Source organism: Armatimonadia bacterium, from assembly GCA_039679385.1.
Taxonomy (GTDB): Bacteria; Armatimonadota; Zipacnadia; order Zipacnadales; family JABUFB01; genus JAJFTQ01.
In genome coordinates this window covers 61,923-80,647 of the sequence record JBDKVB010000067.1, presented here as the reverse complement: position 1 = coordinate 80,647, position 18,725 = coordinate 61,923, and the positions used below count along the sequence as shown (strand labels likewise).

The 18,725-nt window shown below is 64.2% G+C and carries 16 protein-coding genes; 3 read left to right on the top strand and 13 right to left on the bottom strand.

All coding sequences use genetic code 11. The features are described 5' to 3' along the window. Positions 1 to 78: 78 nt before the first annotated feature. Positions 79 to 1,035 carry a sugar kinase gene (locus ABFE16_06830; GenBank protein ID MEN6345005.1) on the bottom strand — a complete coding sequence of 319 codons (957 nt, stop codon included), beginning with the start codon at positions 1,033 to 1,035 and terminating at the stop codon, positions 79 to 81. Positions 1,036 to 1,265: 230 nt separating this feature from the next. Here ABFE16_06830 and ABFE16_06825 point away from each other — a divergent pair, with 230 nt between their 5' ends. Beyond that, positions 1,266 to 2,474 (top strand): hypothetical protein, encoded by a 1,209-nt coding sequence (locus ABFE16_06825; protein ID MEN6345004.1) that lies wholly within the window; start codon positions 1,266 to 1,268, stop codon positions 2,472 to 2,474. 303 nt (positions 2,475 to 2,777) lie between these two features. Here the strand turns inward: ABFE16_06825 and ABFE16_06820 are convergent, their stop codons facing one another. The 3 genes from ABFE16_06820 to ABFE16_06810 form a co-directional block, all read right to left on the bottom strand. After that, positions 2,778 to 3,731, bottom strand: coding sequence for a polysaccharide deacetylase family protein (locus tag ABFE16_06820; protein ID MEN6345003.1), 954 nt, complete (start codon positions 3,729 to 3,731; stop codon positions 2,778 to 2,780). Positions 3,732 to 3,863: 132 nt separating this feature from the next. After that, positions 3,864 to 4,736 (bottom strand): hypothetical protein, encoded by an 873-nt coding sequence (locus tag ABFE16_06815; protein ID MEN6345002.1) that lies wholly within the window; start codon positions 4,734 to 4,736, stop codon positions 3,864 to 3,866. A gap of 100 nt (positions 4,737 to 4,836) precedes the next feature. Next, positions 4,837 to 6,810, bottom strand: coding sequence for a hypothetical protein (locus tag ABFE16_06810; protein MEN6345001.1), 1,974 nt, complete (start codon positions 6,808 to 6,810; stop codon positions 4,837 to 4,839). Between the two features lie 201 nt (positions 6,811 to 7,011). On the opposite strand from ABFE16_06810, the gene ABFE16_06805 reads away from it, so the two are divergent. Continuing rightward, positions 7,012 to 7,911, top strand: a complete 900-nt coding sequence (locus ABFE16_06805) for a family 16 glycosylhydrolase (protein MEN6345000.1) — start codon at positions 7,012 to 7,014, stop codon at positions 7,909 to 7,911. A gap of 83 nt (positions 7,912 to 7,994) precedes the next feature. Here ABFE16_06805 and ABFE16_06800 read toward each other — a convergent pair whose 3' ends face one another. Continuing rightward, complete coding sequence (locus ABFE16_06800) at positions 7,995 to 10,352, bottom strand: heparinase II/III family protein (GenBank protein MEN6344999.1); 2,358 nt, start codon at positions 10,350 to 10,352, stop codon at positions 7,995 to 7,997. Between the two features lie 203 nt (positions 10,353 to 10,555). Here ABFE16_06800 and ABFE16_06795 point away from each other — a divergent pair, with 203 nt between their 5' ends. Beyond that, on the top strand, positions 10,556 to 12,484 hold the full coding sequence (locus ABFE16_06795; protein MEN6344998.1) for a hypothetical protein: 1,929 nt from the start codon (positions 10,556 to 10,558) through the stop codon (positions 12,482 to 12,484). Positions 12,485 to 12,584: 100 nt separating this feature from the next. Here the strand turns inward: ABFE16_06795 and ABFE16_06790 are convergent, their stop codons facing one another. The 8 genes from ABFE16_06790 to ABFE16_06755 all read right to left on the bottom strand — a co-directional run bounded on the left by ABFE16_06790 (position 12,585) and on the right by ABFE16_06755 (position 18,679). Then, the gene (locus ABFE16_06790) at positions 12,585 to 13,241 is read right to left on the bottom strand and encodes a DUF1559 domain-containing protein (protein MEN6344997.1); all 657 of its coding nucleotides are present in this window, start codon (positions 13,239 to 13,241) and stop codon (positions 12,585 to 12,587) included. 74 nt (positions 13,242 to 13,315) lie between these two features. Beyond that, positions 13,316 to 13,603: a hypothetical protein gene (locus ABFE16_06785; protein MEN6344996.1), complete on the bottom strand. Its 288-nt coding sequence runs from the start codon at positions 13,601 to 13,603 to the stop codon at positions 13,316 to 13,318. Positions 13,604 to 13,747: 144 nt separating this feature from the next. Beyond that, the gene (locus tag ABFE16_06780) at positions 13,748 to 14,629 is read right to left on the bottom strand and encodes a transporter (GenBank protein ID MEN6344995.1); all 882 of its coding nucleotides are present in this window, start codon (positions 14,627 to 14,629) and stop codon (positions 13,748 to 13,750) included. Beyond that, a complete protein-coding gene (locus tag ABFE16_06775) occupies positions 14,626 to 15,330 on the bottom strand; it encodes a 4Fe-4S binding protein (protein ID MEN6344994.1) in 705 nt (234 codons plus the stop codon). The genes ABFE16_06780 and ABFE16_06775 overlap by 4 nt, the downstream gene beginning before the upstream one ends. A gap of 72 nt (positions 15,331 to 15,402) precedes the next feature. Then, a complete protein-coding gene (locus ABFE16_06770) occupies positions 15,403 to 15,717 on the bottom strand; it encodes a metalloregulator ArsR/SmtB family transcription factor (protein ID MEN6344993.1) in 315 nt (104 codons plus the stop codon). A 200-nt stretch (positions 15,718 to 15,917) separates the two neighbouring features. Next, positions 15,918 to 17,258, bottom strand: a complete 1,341-nt coding sequence (locus tag ABFE16_06765) for a sulfatase (protein MEN6344992.1) — start codon at positions 17,256 to 17,258, stop codon at positions 15,918 to 15,920. 78 nt (positions 17,259 to 17,336) lie between these two features. Further along, positions 17,337 to 18,017, bottom strand: a complete 681-nt coding sequence (locus ABFE16_06760; protein ID MEN6344991.1) for a DedA family protein — start codon at positions 18,015 to 18,017, stop codon at positions 17,337 to 17,339. Then, positions 18,017 to 18,679 carry a methyltransferase domain-containing protein gene (locus ABFE16_06755; GenBank protein ID MEN6344990.1) on the bottom strand — a complete coding sequence of 221 codons (663 nt, stop codon included), beginning with the start codon at positions 18,677 to 18,679 and terminating at the stop codon, positions 18,017 to 18,019. Before ABFE16_06755 ends, ABFE16_06760 begins: the two co-directional genes overlap by 1 nt. Positions 18,680 to 18,725 lie beyond the last annotated feature (46 nt).

Here is an 18,725-nt window from a genome sequence, read left to right as displayed (position 1 = left end):
TCCGCGCGTCTATTGCTAGAGACGCCCGAGGTCGGCCGGAAGTTCCCCTGACCCCGGGCGTTTACATCGCGCCGGGGCCTAGAGCAGCTCTCGCCAGCTCTCCCCATCCTGCTCGGCCAGGAACTGGATCGTGCCCGCGAAGTCCCGGACGCCGGAGGTCGTCCCGACGCCTGTGGTGCACAGCGCGCCGACGGCATTGGCAAAGCGCGTCGTCCGCTCGAGGTCCCAGCCCAGCAGGTAGCCACGCAGGAAGCCCGCCACATAGGCATCGCCTGAACCTGTACCATCGACGACATCGATCGAGAAAGCCGGTACGGTTAGCTCTGCGTCAGCGGTTCGCACGTAGGAGCCGCGCTCACCCATCTTCAGCCCGACGACCTTCACCCCGTGGTCCATCAGCACACCGGCCACGTCACGGGGCTCGGTCTGCCCGGTGATCTCGACGGCCTCGCTGAGGCTGGGCAGGAACAGGTCGGTGTAGGGCAGAACCGGTGCCAGCAGTTCCATCCAACGACCCTTGGCGTCCCAGACCGTGTCGAGAGAGGTCGTCACGCCGGCGGCCTGGGCCTTCTGGAGCACAGAGGCCATTGGCTCGCCATCGAAGCCCGGCATGACCAGGGCGCCGCCAAGGTGGAAGACGCGTGCCTTGCAGATCAGGTCCATATCCAGCTCATCGGGCCGGACGCAGGCGCTGGCGCCAATGTAGTGTAGAAAAGTGCGCTCGCCGGCATCGTCGATCATGATCATGGTCGAGGAGGTGCCGACAGCGGGGTCGCGCAAAACGCCGCTGATATCAGCGCCCTGTGCGCTGAGGGTATTGACGACGAACTCCCCGAAGCCGTCGCCGCCCACCTTGCCCATGATGGCCACGTCGCCCCCGAGCTTGACCAGGGAGAGACCGGTGTTTGCCGCGCAACCGCCCACACCCATCCCCATTTCTGTGATAAGGGACAGCCGTCCACGTTCGGGCCAGTCATTGACCGGCTTGCCCCACACGTCTGCGACCAGAATGCCGAGGCATACAACTTCAGACACGAGCGATCACCTCGCTGAGATTGCCAGACCACACGCCATTTCCCTGCCCGCGAGCTTATCCCTCCCGCAGGTGAAACGTTCGCGCGGGTCCTTTCGTCCAAGGGATTCGAGGGGTGCAGACCCGACCGCCTGGCCCGTCGTCCCTTGCTTGACGATGGTCGGGATGTGCCATATACTCACCAGCAATCCCGCACGATCCCCGTACAGGGCACGCCGGAGGAGGATCCGACATGCAGAAGGGACGCAGCTTCTTCGCAGTACTGCTTGCGGTCGCGGCCGTGACGGTCTCGGCCGTCAGTGTCGCGCAGGCGCAGGTGGAGACCATCTACCTGGCCGGTAGCAAAGTCATCACGATCCGCGACAAGGGCGATTTCGCAAACCTCGCCGAGCGGGCTAAGTCGATCGACAAGGCCATCACCGAGGTCATCTCCACCCAGGACACCCTCCACCCCAAGGTCACCCTCAAGGAGACCAAGGGGCTGTGGACGGTATACGTCGGCCCCGTGAAGGTGGCCGCCGTCTACCCGGCGGAAGCCAAGGCGAACAACGTTCCGGCCAAGAGCCTCGCGGCGGTATGGGCTCGGAACCTGACAACCGCACTGCCCAAGGCGACCCCGTGCTCGAAGCTCCCGGCCTCGGCCTTCGGCCCCAAGGTCACCGCACCGGTCGCGCCTGCACCGAAGCCTGCAGGATCGGGTCCGAAGCCGACAATCACACCGGCTCCGTCGGCCCAGGTAGCGGGCATGCCCTCTCCCGTCGCTCCCGTGACTCCGGTCGAGACTGCCACCTTCCCGGCCGCCACGGCGACGGTTGAGACTCCGGCAGTAGCTCCAGTTGCCATCGGTGCCCCGCTGCTCCTGGTGCGCGAGGCCTTCAATACAGTGCGCGTGCTGTCTGAAGAGGAGTTCACTGCCAAGCGCGACGAACTCGCCGGCAGCCTGATCAGTGACCTGACGCCCTTCATCACGGGGCGGGTACCGACTGTTGCCGGCGCTCCCGCAGCCGCAGCCCCGACTGCACCGGCTGTTCCGGTAGAGACCCCGGTCGAGACCGTACAGCCCGCTGCCGAGCCGATCGCACCGGTCGCTGCTCCCACTGCGGAGCCCGCTGCCGCTCCGGCCACCACCGAGCCCGCTGCTGCTCCTGCGGCAGAAGCGCCCAAGACGGGTTCCTTTGTTGGTACTGGGCCTGCGGCCGTCGACCTTCCGAAGGTCAAGGAAGGCGACCCCTCCTATGCCAAGGTGCCGCAGAAGAACCGCATCCGCGAGAAGCTTGAGAAGGCTCGCGAGCCCTACACCGCGCTGGAGAAGGAAGACCCGACTGCGGCCAAGCCCGTCCAGGGCCTGCTCTCGGCCTGCCGGGCAGCCTATGCGGCGAACCGGTTCGATCAAGCCGAGCAGTACGTTGACTCCGCCCTGGCGCTGATGGGCCTGAAGTAACCGACTGACAACACTGGGCAACCGGCAGCGTGGGGAAGAGGCAGCCACAGACGCAGGGCAAGGGGCCGCTTCCCGCGCCCTGAAGGAAACCAGTCGAGAACACGAAGGGGCCAGGAGATAGGATCTCCTGGCCCCTTTTGCGTATCAGGGCATGCAGAGGTCACGCCGGTGGAGCTGCTGCCAGGTGATGCGACCAGTCCCGCTACCGAGGCCCAGGGAGACGACCTTCACCACGTCAGAAGCGTCACGAAGGCTCGTGTCAGAGGACGGGAACCCGGGACAGGAGGCGTCTTCCGCGGCCGGCTACATTTTGGTCAGGCGGTCGCCGATGAAGTCGTTCACCGTCACGAACCGGTAGCCCCGCGACTGGAGGTTCTGCAGGATCCTGGGCAGGGCATCGATGGTCTCCTGGTAGCCGTCGTGCAGGAGAAAGACCGCGCCATTGCTGGCACCCCACAGGACACGCTGCGCGACCCGCGTTTCGCTGGGCTCGGTGTAGTCAGCGGTGTTCACGGTCCAGAAGACAGTCGTGTACCCTTCGGCTCGAGCCAGGGCCACTGTCTCGCGGCTGTAGCGCCCACCCGGGGGACGGAAGAGGCGCGTCGGAGCCCCGGTGATATCACGGAGCACGTCGCCGCAGGCCCTCAGCTCAATCGCGGCTTCCTCGGGCGAGATCGACGTCATGTTGCGATGGTTGTAGGTGTGGTTGCCGACCGCATGCCCTTCGGCAACCTCGGCCGCGACCAGCTCAGGGTGCTTGCGGGCCATGCTGCCGACCACGAAGAAGGTGGCCTTCGCGTTGTACTTGCGCAGGACCTCAAGCAGCTTCGGTGTGGACTCCGGGTGTGGCCCGTCATCGAAGGTCAGCGCGACCTCACGGCACCAGGGAAGCCCTCTCTCGATCTGGTAGCGCTCGAGGCCGCGCATCAGCTCCGGCTTGTTGTGGACGTAGAAGGGGATGATGCGCTCGAGTGCTTCGCGCTTGGCGTTCTCCCACAGGGGGTCGACCTTGGGTGGAGGTGTTGGCAAGGGCTCCGCTACCGCCTTGACGGGAGCCGTCTTGACCTGGAGGTTGAGGCTGGGGACCGGGCCCTGGCGTGTGAGTTGCTGCGCCGGCGCGGTGCTGACGGTCGTGCTGCAGCCAAGGATGGCCATGAACACCAGCCCCACCAGCGCACAAACGCCGACGGCAATGCTGCTTGCAAGGGCCCCGCCTTCAAGCCCTGCTGGGCCGCCTGTCTGGCGCTGTGCACTCATCTGTGTTCTCTCATCCACGGTGATCTGGCGGAGCTGCCCCGGCCGCAGTCGCACCAACCCAAACAAACGAACATGGCCTCGGGAGCGACCAGGCCCCCGAGGCCGTACCTCACAAGCTCACGTCCTGCAAGACTAGAGACCCCACTTCGCGTAGGCCCCCACAAGGATGCTGTCGTCGCCCTGATCGGCGCTCTGCCAGGCTGCACCGAAGCGCCAGGAGCCGCCCTGCCACAGTGTGCCGCCATCATACACGAAACCGGCAGTCGGGTCGCCTTCGTCGAACCCCAGGCCGACCTGCCAGGCCTTGGTCACGCCGAGGCGCATCGTCCCACCGAAGCGGAAGCGACGGTCGACTTCGTTGGTGAGGTCAGCCATGTCGACCGCAACAGCGATCCCCACCGGGGTATCGAAGGCGACGCCGAGATCCCAGGTGCGCTCGAACTGGTCGGTCAGGTCACGCAGCACAACGCCGTACCGTACGTTGCTGATCCCGGCCACCTTGACGCTCGGAAGACGCCCCAGCATGCCCAGATCGAACAGGTTCTGGGAGTCGCTGTCAACGGCGTCCGGCAAAACGTACTCGTCCATCTCGATATGCTGCCAACTGATACCCCAGGAGATACCCTTGTCCGCCCACGCCTTACCAAGGCCGACACCATAGGCTTTCGCATCCCAGGCCTTCGCGTAGCCTGCGCCGAGACCGAAGTCCTTGCCCGCCTTCACGCCGCCCCAGTTCACTGCAAAGAGGTCCGAATCGCCCTTGACCTCGAAGGTCGCCGACGCGGTGTGCTTCCACTGGCCGGCCGAATCGCTGGACTGGAGGCCTGCGAGCGACGCCAGTGCGGCCGGGTTGTAGATCCAGGCGCCGGAGACATCCGGGTCGGCTACGAAGGTGTTGCCTCGCATCGCTGCATCAATGGTCACGGACGGCATTGGGCCGCTTCCGGCCCAGGCGACGGACATGGCAGCAAGCACGACAAGACAGCAGGTGGTGATCACTCTCAAGGGTGTTCCCCTCCCGGAGGATAATCCTTAGGTCAGCCAACTGTGGCTGGTCCTATCACTTAGCAAGCCTACCACAGGGCCTTAGCCTAAGTCAACGGCCTCACGGCCTCACCAGGTCGGCGACCTCCACATACGCAAGCTGCGATCCACCGCGTCCGTCCGACATCGTGAAGCCCACGCGTGTGCCGTCCGGGCTGAAGTTCGGATGGATGTGCCGCGGATGCCCTGGCCCGGCCGGGAACGCCGCCAGGAAGGTGGCCTTCCCCGTGGCAGTCTCAACCAGGAACAGGCCACCGATCGGGTTGCCGTCGTTGTCGAGGCCGAAACCGGCGTGCATGTCTGCGGCAACCCACTTCTCGTCTGGTGACACGCCAATGTGCCCCGCCACAAGGGGGCGCTCCATCTTGTAGACCGCTTCGAAGCGTCCGCTGTCCACCTCAAATCGGGCCACCGAGCCGCCCCAGACAGCATAGACATGCTGCCCCAGCGGGCCGTAGACCTCGTGCGTGTAGTAGGTGCCCTTCTCCTCGGCCGGCGCGAGCGACCGGTTGTCACTCCCATCGGCCTTGATGTGCCACACCCGCGTGTTCTCAGGCTCTCCGTTGCGGGAGTAGCCTCCCTCGTGGGCGTACATGATGCGGTTCGTGTCGGTCGGGCAGAACTGCACGTGGTCGAGGCCGATCCAGTTGTTGGCTGTCCGTGGCGCGTCAGTGAAGGGTGCCTTGCGCCAGGGATAGGCGTACACCATGTGCGGTTCGCCGACCGCCTTGCCGGTTGCCGGGTCGATGCGCAAGGTGAAGATCGCGCTCGTCATCCCGGCGAAGTAGCGGTTTTGCTTCGGCCCCGGGAAGATGACGTAGTACAGAATCTCGGTGGCGTCTCGAGAGATCGCCGGTGGGTCGCCGATGTAGCCCTGAGTCTCGTGGAATACCTCAACGGGGGCTCCACCGGGCCGCAGCGTGTACAGGTGGTGGCTGCTCATGTCGTAGTAGACCAGCAGATCGGCGCCGGGGGCATAGTCCGAGTGGTACTGGCTGGAGCCACCGGTGTGGAACTCGCCATAGATCGAGGTGTCCTCCACGCCCAGGGTCGCCAGATGCGTGAGCTTGCCCGTCTCGACGTCCGCCATCATCAGTTGCCGCTCGCCCTTGACCACCGTGCCGTCGGGTCGCGGACGATCGGATTCGAAGAACACCTCGCGACCGTTGTTGCGCCACGACTGACAGGTGGGGTAGGGGAAAGCGTTCATGTAGGCATCGTTCGTGATCAGGTGGATCGGACGACTGCCCCGGTAGGACGTCATGAGGCGTGGATCGGTCGCAGCGACCGGGGCGATGACCGTGATCCTGGGCACCGCTCCCGTCCAGGTAGTCGTCTGCTCCTGCCCGGCCACCCGATAGCGTGCCTGGATCGCCAGGCACCGCAGCACCTGTCCTCGCCAGCCGGTGGTATCGATCGAGTGCGTCCCCGGCCCCTTCCAGGTATCGACCACCACCTCAGTCTGGTCGAGGGGTATCTGCTGAGCGTCGGTGAGTTGCTGGCCGCGGTTGACGAGGGTCGTTTCCACGAGCTCGCCGTACCGCTCGCCGTTCAGCAGTTCCAGCGAGAGCGTCAGCGGCTGTCCCGCCGTCACCTGCTCACTCTCTACCTTCACCTGAAGCTGAGGCGCCGGCGTCCCTCCAGCGACCTTCACCGTCACTGTGCCGTCGGTGCGCTGGAGAACGGCGTCCTTGGAGGCGTAGTAGTAGGCACGCAGGTGGAGCACGTAGGTCGCATCTTGCCACAGGCTCACATCGAGGTCGAAAACCCCGGTGCGGTTCCCGTCGACGACGATGCAGTTCGGCCCCTCAACGCGCAGCGGATTGGGCACCGGCTGTCCTTGCGTCCAGATCATGTAGTGCTCTACGCGGTCACCCTCCACGCGATCGGCAACCTTGCAGGTCACGGTGAGTGGGTCTCCACGCTTCACTGCCTGGGCGCTGGCCTCGACGGTCATCGACGCGCCCTGGGCGACAACAGCCATCGACAAGCACAGCAGCACTGCGAAGATCATCAATCCCTGTGAATCGCACATAGCCTATCCTGTCCCGTTCTGAGTGACGCTTGCTGGATCCGCACCTCGTGCCACACCGCCAACACTGTATGCTATTCCCCCTTGCCTTGCTCTAGCCCTCCAGAGCTGGTCGGCCTGAGGGCTTGACGGTGTCTGAGTGCCCGCGTATCCTGCACACACAGTGACAGACCTCGTAGCAGGCTTGCGCAGGAGGAACCGCCCATGTGGCGTCAGACTGCCCTTGCCGTGATGTTGCTGGGATGCGCGCTATCGGTAACCGCCCATGCTCAGGAGGTGTTGCCCATGCCCTCGAAGGACGTGCTCAAGTCCACCTGGATTGACCTGAAGCCCGACCTGGCCGCCCTCGCAGTGAAGCCCTCAACCGACGCCTACCCGCTCTCCGATCAGGTCAACGCGGGCAAGTGGGTTCGCTACGATCCCATGACCGACGAGTTCGCCGGCGACACCTTGGACGCGACGAAGTGGTACCCCAACAACCCGGGCTGGAAGGGACGCCAACCGGCTTTCTTCTGGCCTGACAATGTCACCGTCTCGCAGGGGCAGCTTCACCTGGCGATGCGCAAGCAGGAAGTCCCCGAGATGCCGAAAGACCAGGGCTATCACACCTACACCAGCGCCGCGGTCAAGAGCAAGACAACCGTGAAGTATGGCTACTTCGAGGTGAAGGCCCGGCCCATGAGTTCGGCGGGGTCGAGTTCCTTCTGGTTCTACGACGGCACTCCCGAGTGGTGGACGGAGATCGACGTGTTTGAGATCGGCGCGCGGTCACCGGGCTACGAGCGGAAGGTCAACATGAACGTGCACGTCTTCCGCACGCCGCTGGAGAACAAGCACTGGAGTGTGGGCGGGGTGTGGATTGCGCCCTTCGACCTCGACTCCGGCTTTCACGTCTACGGGTTGGAGTGGGACGAGAAGGAGATCAAGTACTTCATCGACGGGGTCCTGATCCGCAAGGGACCCAACACGCACTGGCACCAGCCGCTGACGCTCAACTTCGACAGCGAGACCATGCCCGACTGGTTCGGCCTGCCGAAGGACGAGAATCTGCCCTCCACCTTCAGCGTGGAGTATGTGCGGGCCTGGAAGCACGCCGAGAACTGAGGCCGATCGTCGCGGAGCAAAACACAGGGCCGCTGGGAGGATCCCGGCGGCCCTGTCTGGTTCTTGTCTACTCTGGTACCTGCCTAGCGGCTGAGCACCGGGCGTCCTACTTCCGTGCCCTGGCGCGGCCACTGGATGCGGTCGGTGTGAGTCGGCCAGCGGACCGTCAGCGTCGAAGCGCCGGCGGCGTCCGCGAAGCTGACCTCTGGGGCAGCCATCTGCGGCGGAAGAGCCACGAGCAGGGCCGCAAAGGCCGGAGCAACGGTCTTCACGAGGCCCTTGATCCGCAGGTGGTCTTCATAGGCGTCGGTGGTGAAGCTGATCGGCGCTGAGGCGTGCAGGTACAGTCTCATGCTCGACTTCGGCTGCGGCTCCGTCCTCACCACTTCCATCGGCGCCTTCACTGTTGCCTCGGTCGTCTCCAGCCAGATACCCTTGGTCTCGGCTGTGAAGGGCGGCTGAGCAGCGCCGTCCCTGGTCACGAGCACCCGGCTCAACTGCGCGCCCGACTCACGGGTCATGAACTTCACCGTGTGACGACCGGCCGGAAGGTTGAAGCTCACCGGCGAACCCTCGACGCCGGAGGCCACCTTACCCCACTTCCAGGCGCTGGTCGCACCGGTGTGCCACTGGGTGATCCGGCCGTTGTCGATCTGGATCAGGAAGGAGTCGGTCTTGGAGAGGTCGGGACCGGTTGCCCGGACCTTCGCCCAGATCACGTACTCGCCGGTCTCGGCCACGTTCACGTCCCAGTTGCATTCCCCGCGCTCCGTCGCCTCAACCGGCGTCCAGACATACTGGTTGGCGTCGGGCTCCTGGGCAACCACGGCACCCCAGGGCTGCAGCGCCACGATGTTCTGCGGTGCAGTGTGCATCATCCAGGTGTAGTCATGGTCGGCGTCGTCCTTCTGGATATCGTCGAGGACCAGGACGTAGGCCGGCGCACCGTCATAGGGCCGCACAAACAGTGAGTGCCGCAGGGCGCGCCTCGCTCCAGCGCCCGGTTGCCCTCCGACGTTGCGGTTGTAGGCCTCCGTGCAGTTGGCGAGAGCATACCCGGCCGTCGCGTTGTCCTCGAAGGCGTCAATCGTGCCGTTGGTCCCGGCACCGGCACCCGAAAGCGCCTGACCCTTGCCGTCGATCATGACGCAGTTGTGCGCTGCAGTCTGGGCCCTGCCGTCGGGAATCTGATTGTTCCCGTAGCCCGAGTCGATCGCCCAGCGGTGACCCAGACCATAGAACCCGAAGTGCCCCTTGTCGCCCTGGTTGTGGGTGGTCCGGTAGTAGGGGCCTGCTTCGATGCTGTACATCACATCGTCCTTGGACCAGCCGGTGCGGAAGACGCACAGACCTCGGCCGACGAAGTGCTCAGCCAAAGGCAGCTTGGCGGCAACAGGCGATACCGGCGCCGGAGCAGGCCCCTTCTCGAAGATGATGCGCACCGGCGAGCCTGAGCTCCCGCAGGTCTCCCACAGCCACTGCGCGAGGCCATTGTCCAGGTCTCCGGCGATGTAGCGCATAGCCGGATCGCCGATGGCGTCGTAGTTGGCATCATTGCGAGCCTCGAAGATGTTCTCGCCCGGGAGCAGGGACTGGGCGTAGAACTCCGGGACGCGCCGAATCCGCGGATGGTTGAGCAGGTCCGGGCCGCCACAGTGCTTCAGGGCTGCGCAGAACAGTGTGCCGTTCGAGAGACCATAGAGCCCGTAGCCCGTGCCTTCGTAGTAGGCTCCCTGTTCGTCGAAGCCTTCATCGAACCAGCGACTGGTGATTGCGGTGCACTTCTGGAGCCACCCCGGTGCCTCCTCGGGAAAAGCCTGCTGCAGGTCGAGGGAAAGCAGTCCGGCAGCCCCGACGGCAACGCCCATGAAGTTGTGGTGCGGCACCCACCAGGACCGTGGGTTCTCGGCATCAGCGAGAATTCGGCGAACGTACCCGGCGCAGGTGTTCTCAACGATCCTGCGCTCCTCGGGGGTCATCATCTCGCCCAACCAGTCGTAACCGAGGGCGAAGGCCCGCATGATGTCACCCTTGGCGCCGGCGAAACCCTTGTCGATGCGCGGATCGGTCACCGGCAGCCGTCGGGCGGCCTCAACAAGCAGAGCAGCCCCGTGTCGACCGTATCGCTCGTCCCCCGTGATTTGGTAGGCGAAGCCGAGAGTCTCGAACCACTGGGTCAGCGGGCGACCGAGCAGATGCCCGAGGATCTCAACACGCACCTCGCCTTTCGGCGGTGCATCGACCTTGTCTGGGGACACGTAGTCCGGCAAGGACTTGTCTGTGATGGCGTTGGCCCGTGTCAGTATCTCAGCCCAGACCTTCGCGCAGTTGGGCTCCCGCGTCTGGGCTTGGATGGCAGGGAGTTCTGACTTGGTGAACAACAATTGCGGTGTGTCGGCGGCGGCGAGACCGCACGCCGCTATCAGTAGAGCTATCATCATGTTGCACCTCCATATGTGATCCACTTCCCCGCTGAAGCCCCCATGCCCTTCCCGGGTCCTGTGACAGTTACCGCGCCGGGCCGAGCAACCCGGCACGGGCGGCAGGTCAACATCCCTCGGGCGGGGAAGAAGCGTTCATCCGCTCTGCACGCCGAAGGCCCAGGGCCGACGGCGATCTGCTGCTATGCGCACGGAGGACGCTCATGGACGCAAGTGCCAACCGACTGTTGCTCATCGTCAGTGTGCCGCTTCTGCTCGCCCTCACTCAGGCCGCTCTCGCAGTCACCGAAGACCTTGGCAACGGCTTCCTGCATCACGGTGTCGCGACGCCTATCAGCAACCACCGTGGAACCGTGTCAACCGTCGACGGCGAAGGCCGCAACGTGGTGCTCGTCTGGCTGTTCGACTTCCGTGGTGGTTACGCCCTGCTTATGATCGATGCCCAGACGGGCAAGAGCGAGGAATTCAAGGTCCCCTTCCCGCCGGGCGGCGACTGCCCCTACTCCTCCCTTCTGTCGAGCAAGAACAAGTACTACACCCACTTCAACAGCTACTTTAGCGAGTTCGATCCAGTCAAGCGCGAGTTCACCTTCTTCTCCAAGACCACGCCGCAGATGGCCATGGGCATGACCGAGGATGACAAGGGCACCATCTGGTCCGTCACGTACCCCAACAGCGGTGTTGTCTCCTTCAATCCCGAGACGCGCGAGTTCAAGGACTATGGCCTCGTCTACAAGCAGAACTGGGCCCAGTACCAGCGCTTCGTAGCCGCCGATGACCAGGGGTACGTCTACTTCGGCCTCGGGAACACCGCCAGCCAGATCATCGCCTTCGATCCCAGCACCGGGAAGGGCACGCCGATCCTGCCCGAAGCCGAGCGCAAGCGGGGCAATGCCTACGTGTGCCGTGACGTCAACGGCAAGGTATATGGTGCAGCTCTCCCGGGCGCTGCGGATGGATGGTACGAGCTCTACAAGGGCGTGGGCACCCGCATCGAGAAGCCTGCGAAGATCACGCCCAAGCCCATCATCACCGACAGCCAGGGCCTCTTCTACCGCAACTTCCCCGATGGCAGCAAGCTGGTGAACTGCGACCTTGTGAACCGCATGCTCACCGTCGAGGATGCCAAGACGAAGAAGACCAACAGCGTGCCCTTCGACTACACCAGCGAAGGCGCCCACATCATGGGCGTCGCAGCCGCGCCGGACGGCACCATCAGTGGTGGCACCGCCTTCCCGATGCGCACCTTCAGCTACAACCCGAAAACCGACGCGTGGATGAACCAGGCCACCTACGGCCAGGACAACACCGTGGTCATGCAGGGCGACAGGTTCTTCATCGGCGGCTATGGCGGCGGCTTCCTGCTCGAGTGGGACCCGACCAAGCCCTGGGTGCCGACGGTCAAGGGCAAGGACGGCTGCAACCCGCAGTTCCTGACCGACTGCACCCCGACCATCCACCGTCCGCATGCGCTGCTGGCTCATCCCGACGGCAAGACAATCATCATGGGCGGCACACCGCAGTACGGGTACACCGGCGGCGGACTGCTGTTTTGGGATCGCGAGACCAAGACCCGCGTGCTGCTCGAGCACACCGACATCATCCCGGAACTCTCGACAATGAGCCTCGTTGCGCTGCCCGACGGCAAGCTCCTGGGCGGTACCACCATTGCGGCCGGAACCGGCGGCGAGGTCAAGGCCTCGCAGGCTGAGCTCTACATCCTGGACATGGCCACCAAGAAGCTCGACTGGCATGCCCCGGTCTTCCCGGGTGCACGCAACTACATCGACATGACTATGGCGCCTGACGGTCTCGTCTACGGGATCGCCGACCAGCGCCGTTTCTTCGTCTTCGATCCGGCCAAGCGCAGCGTGGTGTACGATGAGGACGTCAGCGCCAAGTTCGGCCCGACGCTGTCCCAGCAGGGCACCCGCGCCTTCGTCAAGGCCCCGGATGGGTCGATCTACCTGCTGTTCATCAAGGGCATCGCGAGGATCGAGCCCGGCTCCTTCCAGATCACTATGCTCGCAGAGTCTCCGGTCCCCGTCACGATCGGCGGCGACTATCTGGACGGTCGAATCTACTTCGGCAACAGCTCCCACCTGTACAGCTACACACTGCCCAAGAAGTAGGTTGGTCTACGCCGCAAGCTCCGCCGCAGCAACACAACGAAAAGGGGGCAGCCCTTCTGGGCTGCCCCCTTCCGATTCACTGGTTCCTTGCCGGTCGCAACTAGGACCCCGGCTCGTGCATGTTTCTGGGCGACAGCGTCTGCTCCCTCTTCATCCACTTTGCGTGGCCGTCGGCGAAGGCGTAGTTGGCTCCTTCGTTGTGCCGGTCAGTACACAGGTGCGGCCAGAAGCAGTCCGCCTCCCAGGGGCTGTAGGTGATGTACTTGCAGAAGTCCAGGTCTCCGGCGTCAACCGGGTTGTTGCTTCTCTCGCCGAAGCAGATCGTCTCCGAAGGGCTCGGGAAGTACGTCATCGGTGTGGCGCAGGCAAAGTAGCCGTTGAGCACGTAGTCAGTGTCATCGTTGGCAGTGTACGTGCTCCGGTTGGACTTCGACGGGCAGTAGAACACCTGCTTGTTCTTCATGTAGGGCTCGAGCGGCTGCCGCCACGGTGCGAACACCTCGGTGTCCCAGCTTCCGCTCTGGTCATACCGTACCCGGGCGACCCGCAGGTACGTCTCGTCGTTGTCCTGGCAGTACATCATCAGCGCTAGACCAATCTGCTTCAGGTTGCTCAGGCAGCTTGTCTGACGAGCCTTCTCGCGGGCCCGTGCGAAGACGGGAAACAGGATGGCCGCGAGGATGGCGATGATGGCAATGACTACCAGGAGTTCGATAAGGGTGAAGGCACGACGGTTCCGACGGTTCTGATGCAGCACAGAACGTCACCTCCAGTGGGATGAGTGCACGTGCATATGGGCGGCTCCGTGGGAAACCACGGGCCTGGTTACGGCTAGATGCTGGAGGAGGTGACGCAGGGAGGGCCGCGAGTGAGACGCGGACCGAAGGTGTCTCGGGTCGGAGTTGCTACAGTCGCCGGTGCGGCCAGGGGGCGGCATAGGACCGTGACGACTGGTACGGTGCAGGGCGCAGTCGGTTCGAAGCCCGAGCGCAGCGCCATGCAGGCGATGCAGTGGCTGTCCTCGGCAGTCTGTTCTGAGTGGTTGTGGCCGATGCCGGGCGATAGCCCAAGCGGGCCCAGTACGGCGACCAGCCACAGGAACAGAACAAGGAGACGCACCGGGGAGACTGACCCCGGGCGTCGTCGCTGTGCCTTGGGTTTCCGCAGCGAGGTGCTGTGCATGCCAACAAACGTAACGCCCCGGAAGCCACGAGGGTTCCGGGGCGCCTGCAAAGGTCTGCGCTGGGAGGTGCCGGCGGTGCGCTAGAATACGGTGTAGGTACCCAGGTAGAGCTGGTAGTCCTGCAGGGCCGGCAAGTCGCCGCGCTTCACCACCGGAACCTGGATTCCGGCCTCCCAGGTTGTGGCCGTCTTCCCGCGCTTCTCAGCGTACTGAACTCCGGGCGTGACCGAGATCACCGTCGGGCCACTCCCGGCAACAGGCGCGCCTGCCTGCTTCCCGTTGCCTTCATACTGGCCGTTGAGCTCCCCGACGAGTCGCCAGGGGCTCGTCTTGCCCAGCGAGTGCTCCGTCGCGAGGTTGAACAGCACCAGGTCGCCACCGTTCTTGTGGTTGTCCTTGCGCTCGCCGGTCCACACGTAGCCGAGGTTCGCGTACCAGTTCGTATCCGCGCGGTCCCACTCCCACAGGTGCAGCAGCCCAAGGTTGTCCTGACCGGTTCCCGTCGCCAGCAGCCCCGAAAGACCACGGTAGTCACCTGTATGGGTCTTGTAGAAGAGGGCGACGGCTTTCCGTTCGCCGGCCTTCTTGTCCTCCGAGTACTTGTACTTGGCCAGGAGGTTGAGATCGCCAAGCCCTGAGTTGTCCCTCACTGCGCCGTCGGCGAAGTGCACTCGCTTCGAGACGTAGGGCACATCCACAAACACGGTCAAGTCGTCCCTGAGGCCGTAGCGGAACCGTTTGTGCAGCACCAGCGCCGAGGCATCGGTCACTCCGCCTGGCAGCGGGCCCTTGTCGCCGTCGACCAGGGAGTTGTCCACCTCCGAGTACAGCACGTGCGCCTCAACCCGCCAGCCGCCTTGCGGCAAGGTCCGGGGATCCTGAGTGTACCACGGCGTGGCTTTGGCAGCGGGTATCAGGGCAACCAACAGCAGCGCTCCGGTGAGCGTAGTTAGCGTCTTCATGCAACCTTCGCCTCCTGGTCGGTTTCCGGATTCAGCGCACAGCTCTCCTTGAAGGTGAGCGCACCCACGGGACACTTCGCGACACAGCCGCTGCACTTGAGGCAGTCGGCAGCTCCCTCGCCACCACGAGCAACCTCAACCGGGGTCAGGGCCATCGGGCAGGCCTTTGCGCAGACGTTGCAGCTCTTGCAGGAGCTCTCGTCAAGCTTCAGCCGGGGGCGCCGCAGTCTACCGATCCAGCTTGCCATGGTCCCCGCCGGGCAGACCTGGCACCACACTCGCTGGTGCGTGAAGAGCCCGACGGCAATGCCGACTGCCGTCGTCACCACGAGCAACACCCAGAAGACCCGACCGACCGCGTTCCAGTCACCCCAGGCCGCCGGGACCCTGATCGCGAGGACGGTCATCATGACCACGAGAACACCAATCCGCGTCGCCGGGTGCTTGGCCCAGCCGGGCATGTGCCTCTTCGGCACCAGGCGGCTCAGCAGGTGGTCGTTGAAGCTGCCACGGGGACAGAGCTTCCCGCACCACTTGCGCCCCACGAAGGCCCCGGATACGACTGCGCCGAGGAAGCAGAAGGCAACGGCAAGACCCAGCCAGGGGTAGAACCAACCGCCGCCGATCGTTACGAGCAACACCAACCAGATCCACTCGTGGTAGTTGAAGCCGCCTTTTGTCTCGCTGGGGGAGTGTGCCATGGGCGTCACCTCATATAGTAGTTGCGCAACAGCTTAACACGCAGGGAAACAGAAGAGGACCGTGGGCGTGGGCTACACACCCGTGGCCTGTCGGCGCTCCTGGATCTGCTCGCAGAGCACCTCGTGCATCAGCTCGCAGGCAGCGGTGATCTTGGGGTTGGCCACCGAGAGGAAGAGTTGCTGACCATCACGCCGCGCCAGCAGTACATCCCGCTCGCGCAGGATCGTCAGGTGCTGTGACAGGTTGGCCTTCGACAGCTCCGTAGCCTCCTGGAGCTCGGAGAAGGACTTCTCGCCGTCCTTCAGCAGGCACAGGATCTGCAGCCGCTTCGGGTGGGAGAAGACCTTACAGAGGTTGGCTTGCATCTCGAAGACCCGTGGGTCCATCGGTCGTTCACCTGTTTAGTAATTTCTAAAATACTATAGTGGTCCCGCGCCCTCTTGTCAAGGGGGGAACGGGACGAATCTCGTTGACCAGGTGCCTCGACCGAGGCACTGCTCCACCAGGGCCCCACAGAACGAAGAAGGGCTCGCAAGACTATCGCCTGCGAGCCCTCGGGACTACGAAGCCGATGTTGCGGCCGGACCTAGTCCTTCTGGAGTATCTGGTTCTCCGGCACAGCCACCTTGACGTTGCTCCCGACCTGCGTCAGGGTGATGTCCTGGTAGCTCTGCGGATCGGGGTTGCCGGTCTCCGCCATGCGCTTGTCGATGTGCTTGCGCAGCCGCTGCTTGAAGCCCTCGAGCACCTCAGGACACTCCTCGGCCAGATTGTGCTGCTCACCGGGATCGGTCGTGAGGTGGTACAGCTCATAGGGCGGCCGCTTGTGCAGCTCATCGTACAGGCACTCGACGAACTTCCAGGTCTTCGTGCGGAAGCCGCGCTTCTTCATCCAGGCATTCTCGGTGATGTACACCTCATCGCAGGTCCCGGCATGACTCCGCGCATCGATCAGCGGCACCAGGCTCGTGCCCTGCATCCCGTTCTCCGCGGCCGCATCGCTCTCGCCGGCAAGATCAAGGATCGTCACGGGCAGGTCAAGATGGCGGGCAAGACCGCCGAGACGCAGCCCGGACGGGAACCGGTTCGGGTAGGCCATCAGCAGCGGAATATGCAGGTTGGTGTCGTACAGGCCGTGGTGGTCGAACCACATCTCGTGCTCGTCGAGTTCCTCGCCATGGTCGGCGGTGAGCAGGATCAGTGTGTCCTCGATCCCGGGCATGCTCTCCAGCCGATCGAAGAGCTTCGCCAGACAGGCGTCGCAGTAGGCGATGGCGGCATCGTACTGCGCCTTCGGGAACTCCACGTCACGAGTGCCGGGCATCCAGGTGTCGAAGTAGTACTGGAAGGCCGGGTAGTTCGTCATCATCTCCAGGGCGCTGGTGTGACGCTCATCGGTTGGGTCGTCGTGGTAGAACATGCGGTCAAAGGGAGCGGGCGGCAGGTACGGGGTATGCGGGTCCCAGTAGTGCAGGAAGGCGAACCAGGGCTTGTCCTGACCCTCGCAGGCATCCAGAACCCGGAAGGCCGCCTCGTTGACGGCCTCCGCCTTGCGCCAGGACTGGGTTGGATCGGCGCTCCAGCGGTAGCTCTCCTTCACCTCGTAGCCCCGGTGGAACCAGCGGCCCAGATTGCAGGCTGAGGCGGTGAAGTACCCTCGCTCCTGCAGGATCTGGGGGAGCGTCTTGATGCTCTCCGGCAGCTCCACCTTGCTGCCCTGGGTGACCACCTGGTGACTGAACACATCCACGCCGGTGAACATCGTGGTGTAGCCCGGATGGGTGGGGATGTGCGGGGCGATGAACTCCTCGAACACCACGCCCTGCTGGGCAAAGCGATCCAGGTGCGGGCTTGTGGGGCGGCTGTGACCATAGCAGCCAAGCCGGTCCGCCCTCAGCGTGTCGATGGCGATGAACAGGATATTCACGATTGCCTCCAGATCAGCACGTCTTGCCTATGATGCAGGTCTGGTACGGAAAGCCAGGCCAGTGACTGCCGCGGCAGGTTACTCCATCTCGCTCTTGGCTGACTCCGCGGGTTCGTCCTCCGTGGCGCTCTCCTGTAGGGCCTTGGCTGCTGCCTTCTTGCGCTTGGCGCGCTGCACAAGCTTCACCGTGACGGCGTACAGCGCCACACCGTAGAAGACCAGCAGCACACCAGCGACGCCGGGTGTCCGTAGCTGCGGGTACTTTTCCCACAGTCCCCAGCCCCAGGCGGTCATCCACATGGCAAGGGCGCTGTAGACGAGCGAGCCAATGATGGTCCAGAGCCAGAAGGTCGGCTGGGGCACACGAGCCATTCCCGCGACGATGGAGGCCCAGGGCCGCACCTGGCCCACGAGACGCCCGAACAGGAGGGTGAAGGGCCCGTAGCGTTCATACCAGTGTTGGAGCTTGTCGCGGGCGCGCATCAGGCGAGGGCTGTGGGTGAAGTGCCGTGCGAAGGCGCTGTCGCCTGCGCGGCCTATGTAGTAGGACACGCCCGCGCCGAAGAGGTGGCCCAGGGTGATGACCGCGTACGCCCACCAGTAGCTTACAGCCTTCGCGCGGATAAGCCCCTGGGCGGCGACGAACCCGACCTCCGTCGGCCAGGGCACGCCGAGGTTCTCGACCGCCATGAACACGAAGACGGCCTTCATCCCATGGGCTTGGGCCCACACCAGCAAGGTCGTGTAGAAATGCTCCATCAGCTACGCACTGCCTGGCAAGCCAGGGTCATGCCCCGCCACAAACGACTGCAGCGGCCTGTCTCCTGGATGTCCACGTCGAAGTCGGGAAGGTACGAACGGATGCGCCCGGGGGTGTACGTCGAGATGGCGACTCCACGCAGGCGGTTGCACGTGCGGTGTACCTTGGCGAGGAACCCACAGAACGGGGTCGTGAAGATCAGCGCACGACGGGCCAGTGCGGCCGCTTCAGACAGGAACTCCGCAGGCTCTGTCACGTAGTCGAGCACCCCCATCAGCACCACAACGTCGAAGGTCTCGTCGAAACCGACGCGCAGGAAATCGTCGCGAATCATCGTGCAGTTGGTCGCCCCCACACCCTCCAGCCTCTTGTCCAGCAGACTGAGCATCTCCGCCGACTGCTCCACCGCCGTTACCTGTGCGGCCTGCTGACACAGCGACACCGTGTAGTGCCCCGTTCCCGGACCGATCTCCAACACGTGATCGGTGGGCTGAACCGTCTGCGCCATGAGGTCGGCAAGCGTCCGCTCCTCACTGTGACGGATCGCGCCGATCAGCGGGGCCGTCAGGAGACGGTCATAGTACCGCGCCCAGCAACTCGCGAAGGGGTTGTTGGCGCAGTCCTCAACCCGCGCAGAACCCGCGCAGGTTGTCCTCTCCACCTCGGAAAGTCCATAGCTCGTCGCGGTTCCCGACTCTGAAGCCGGC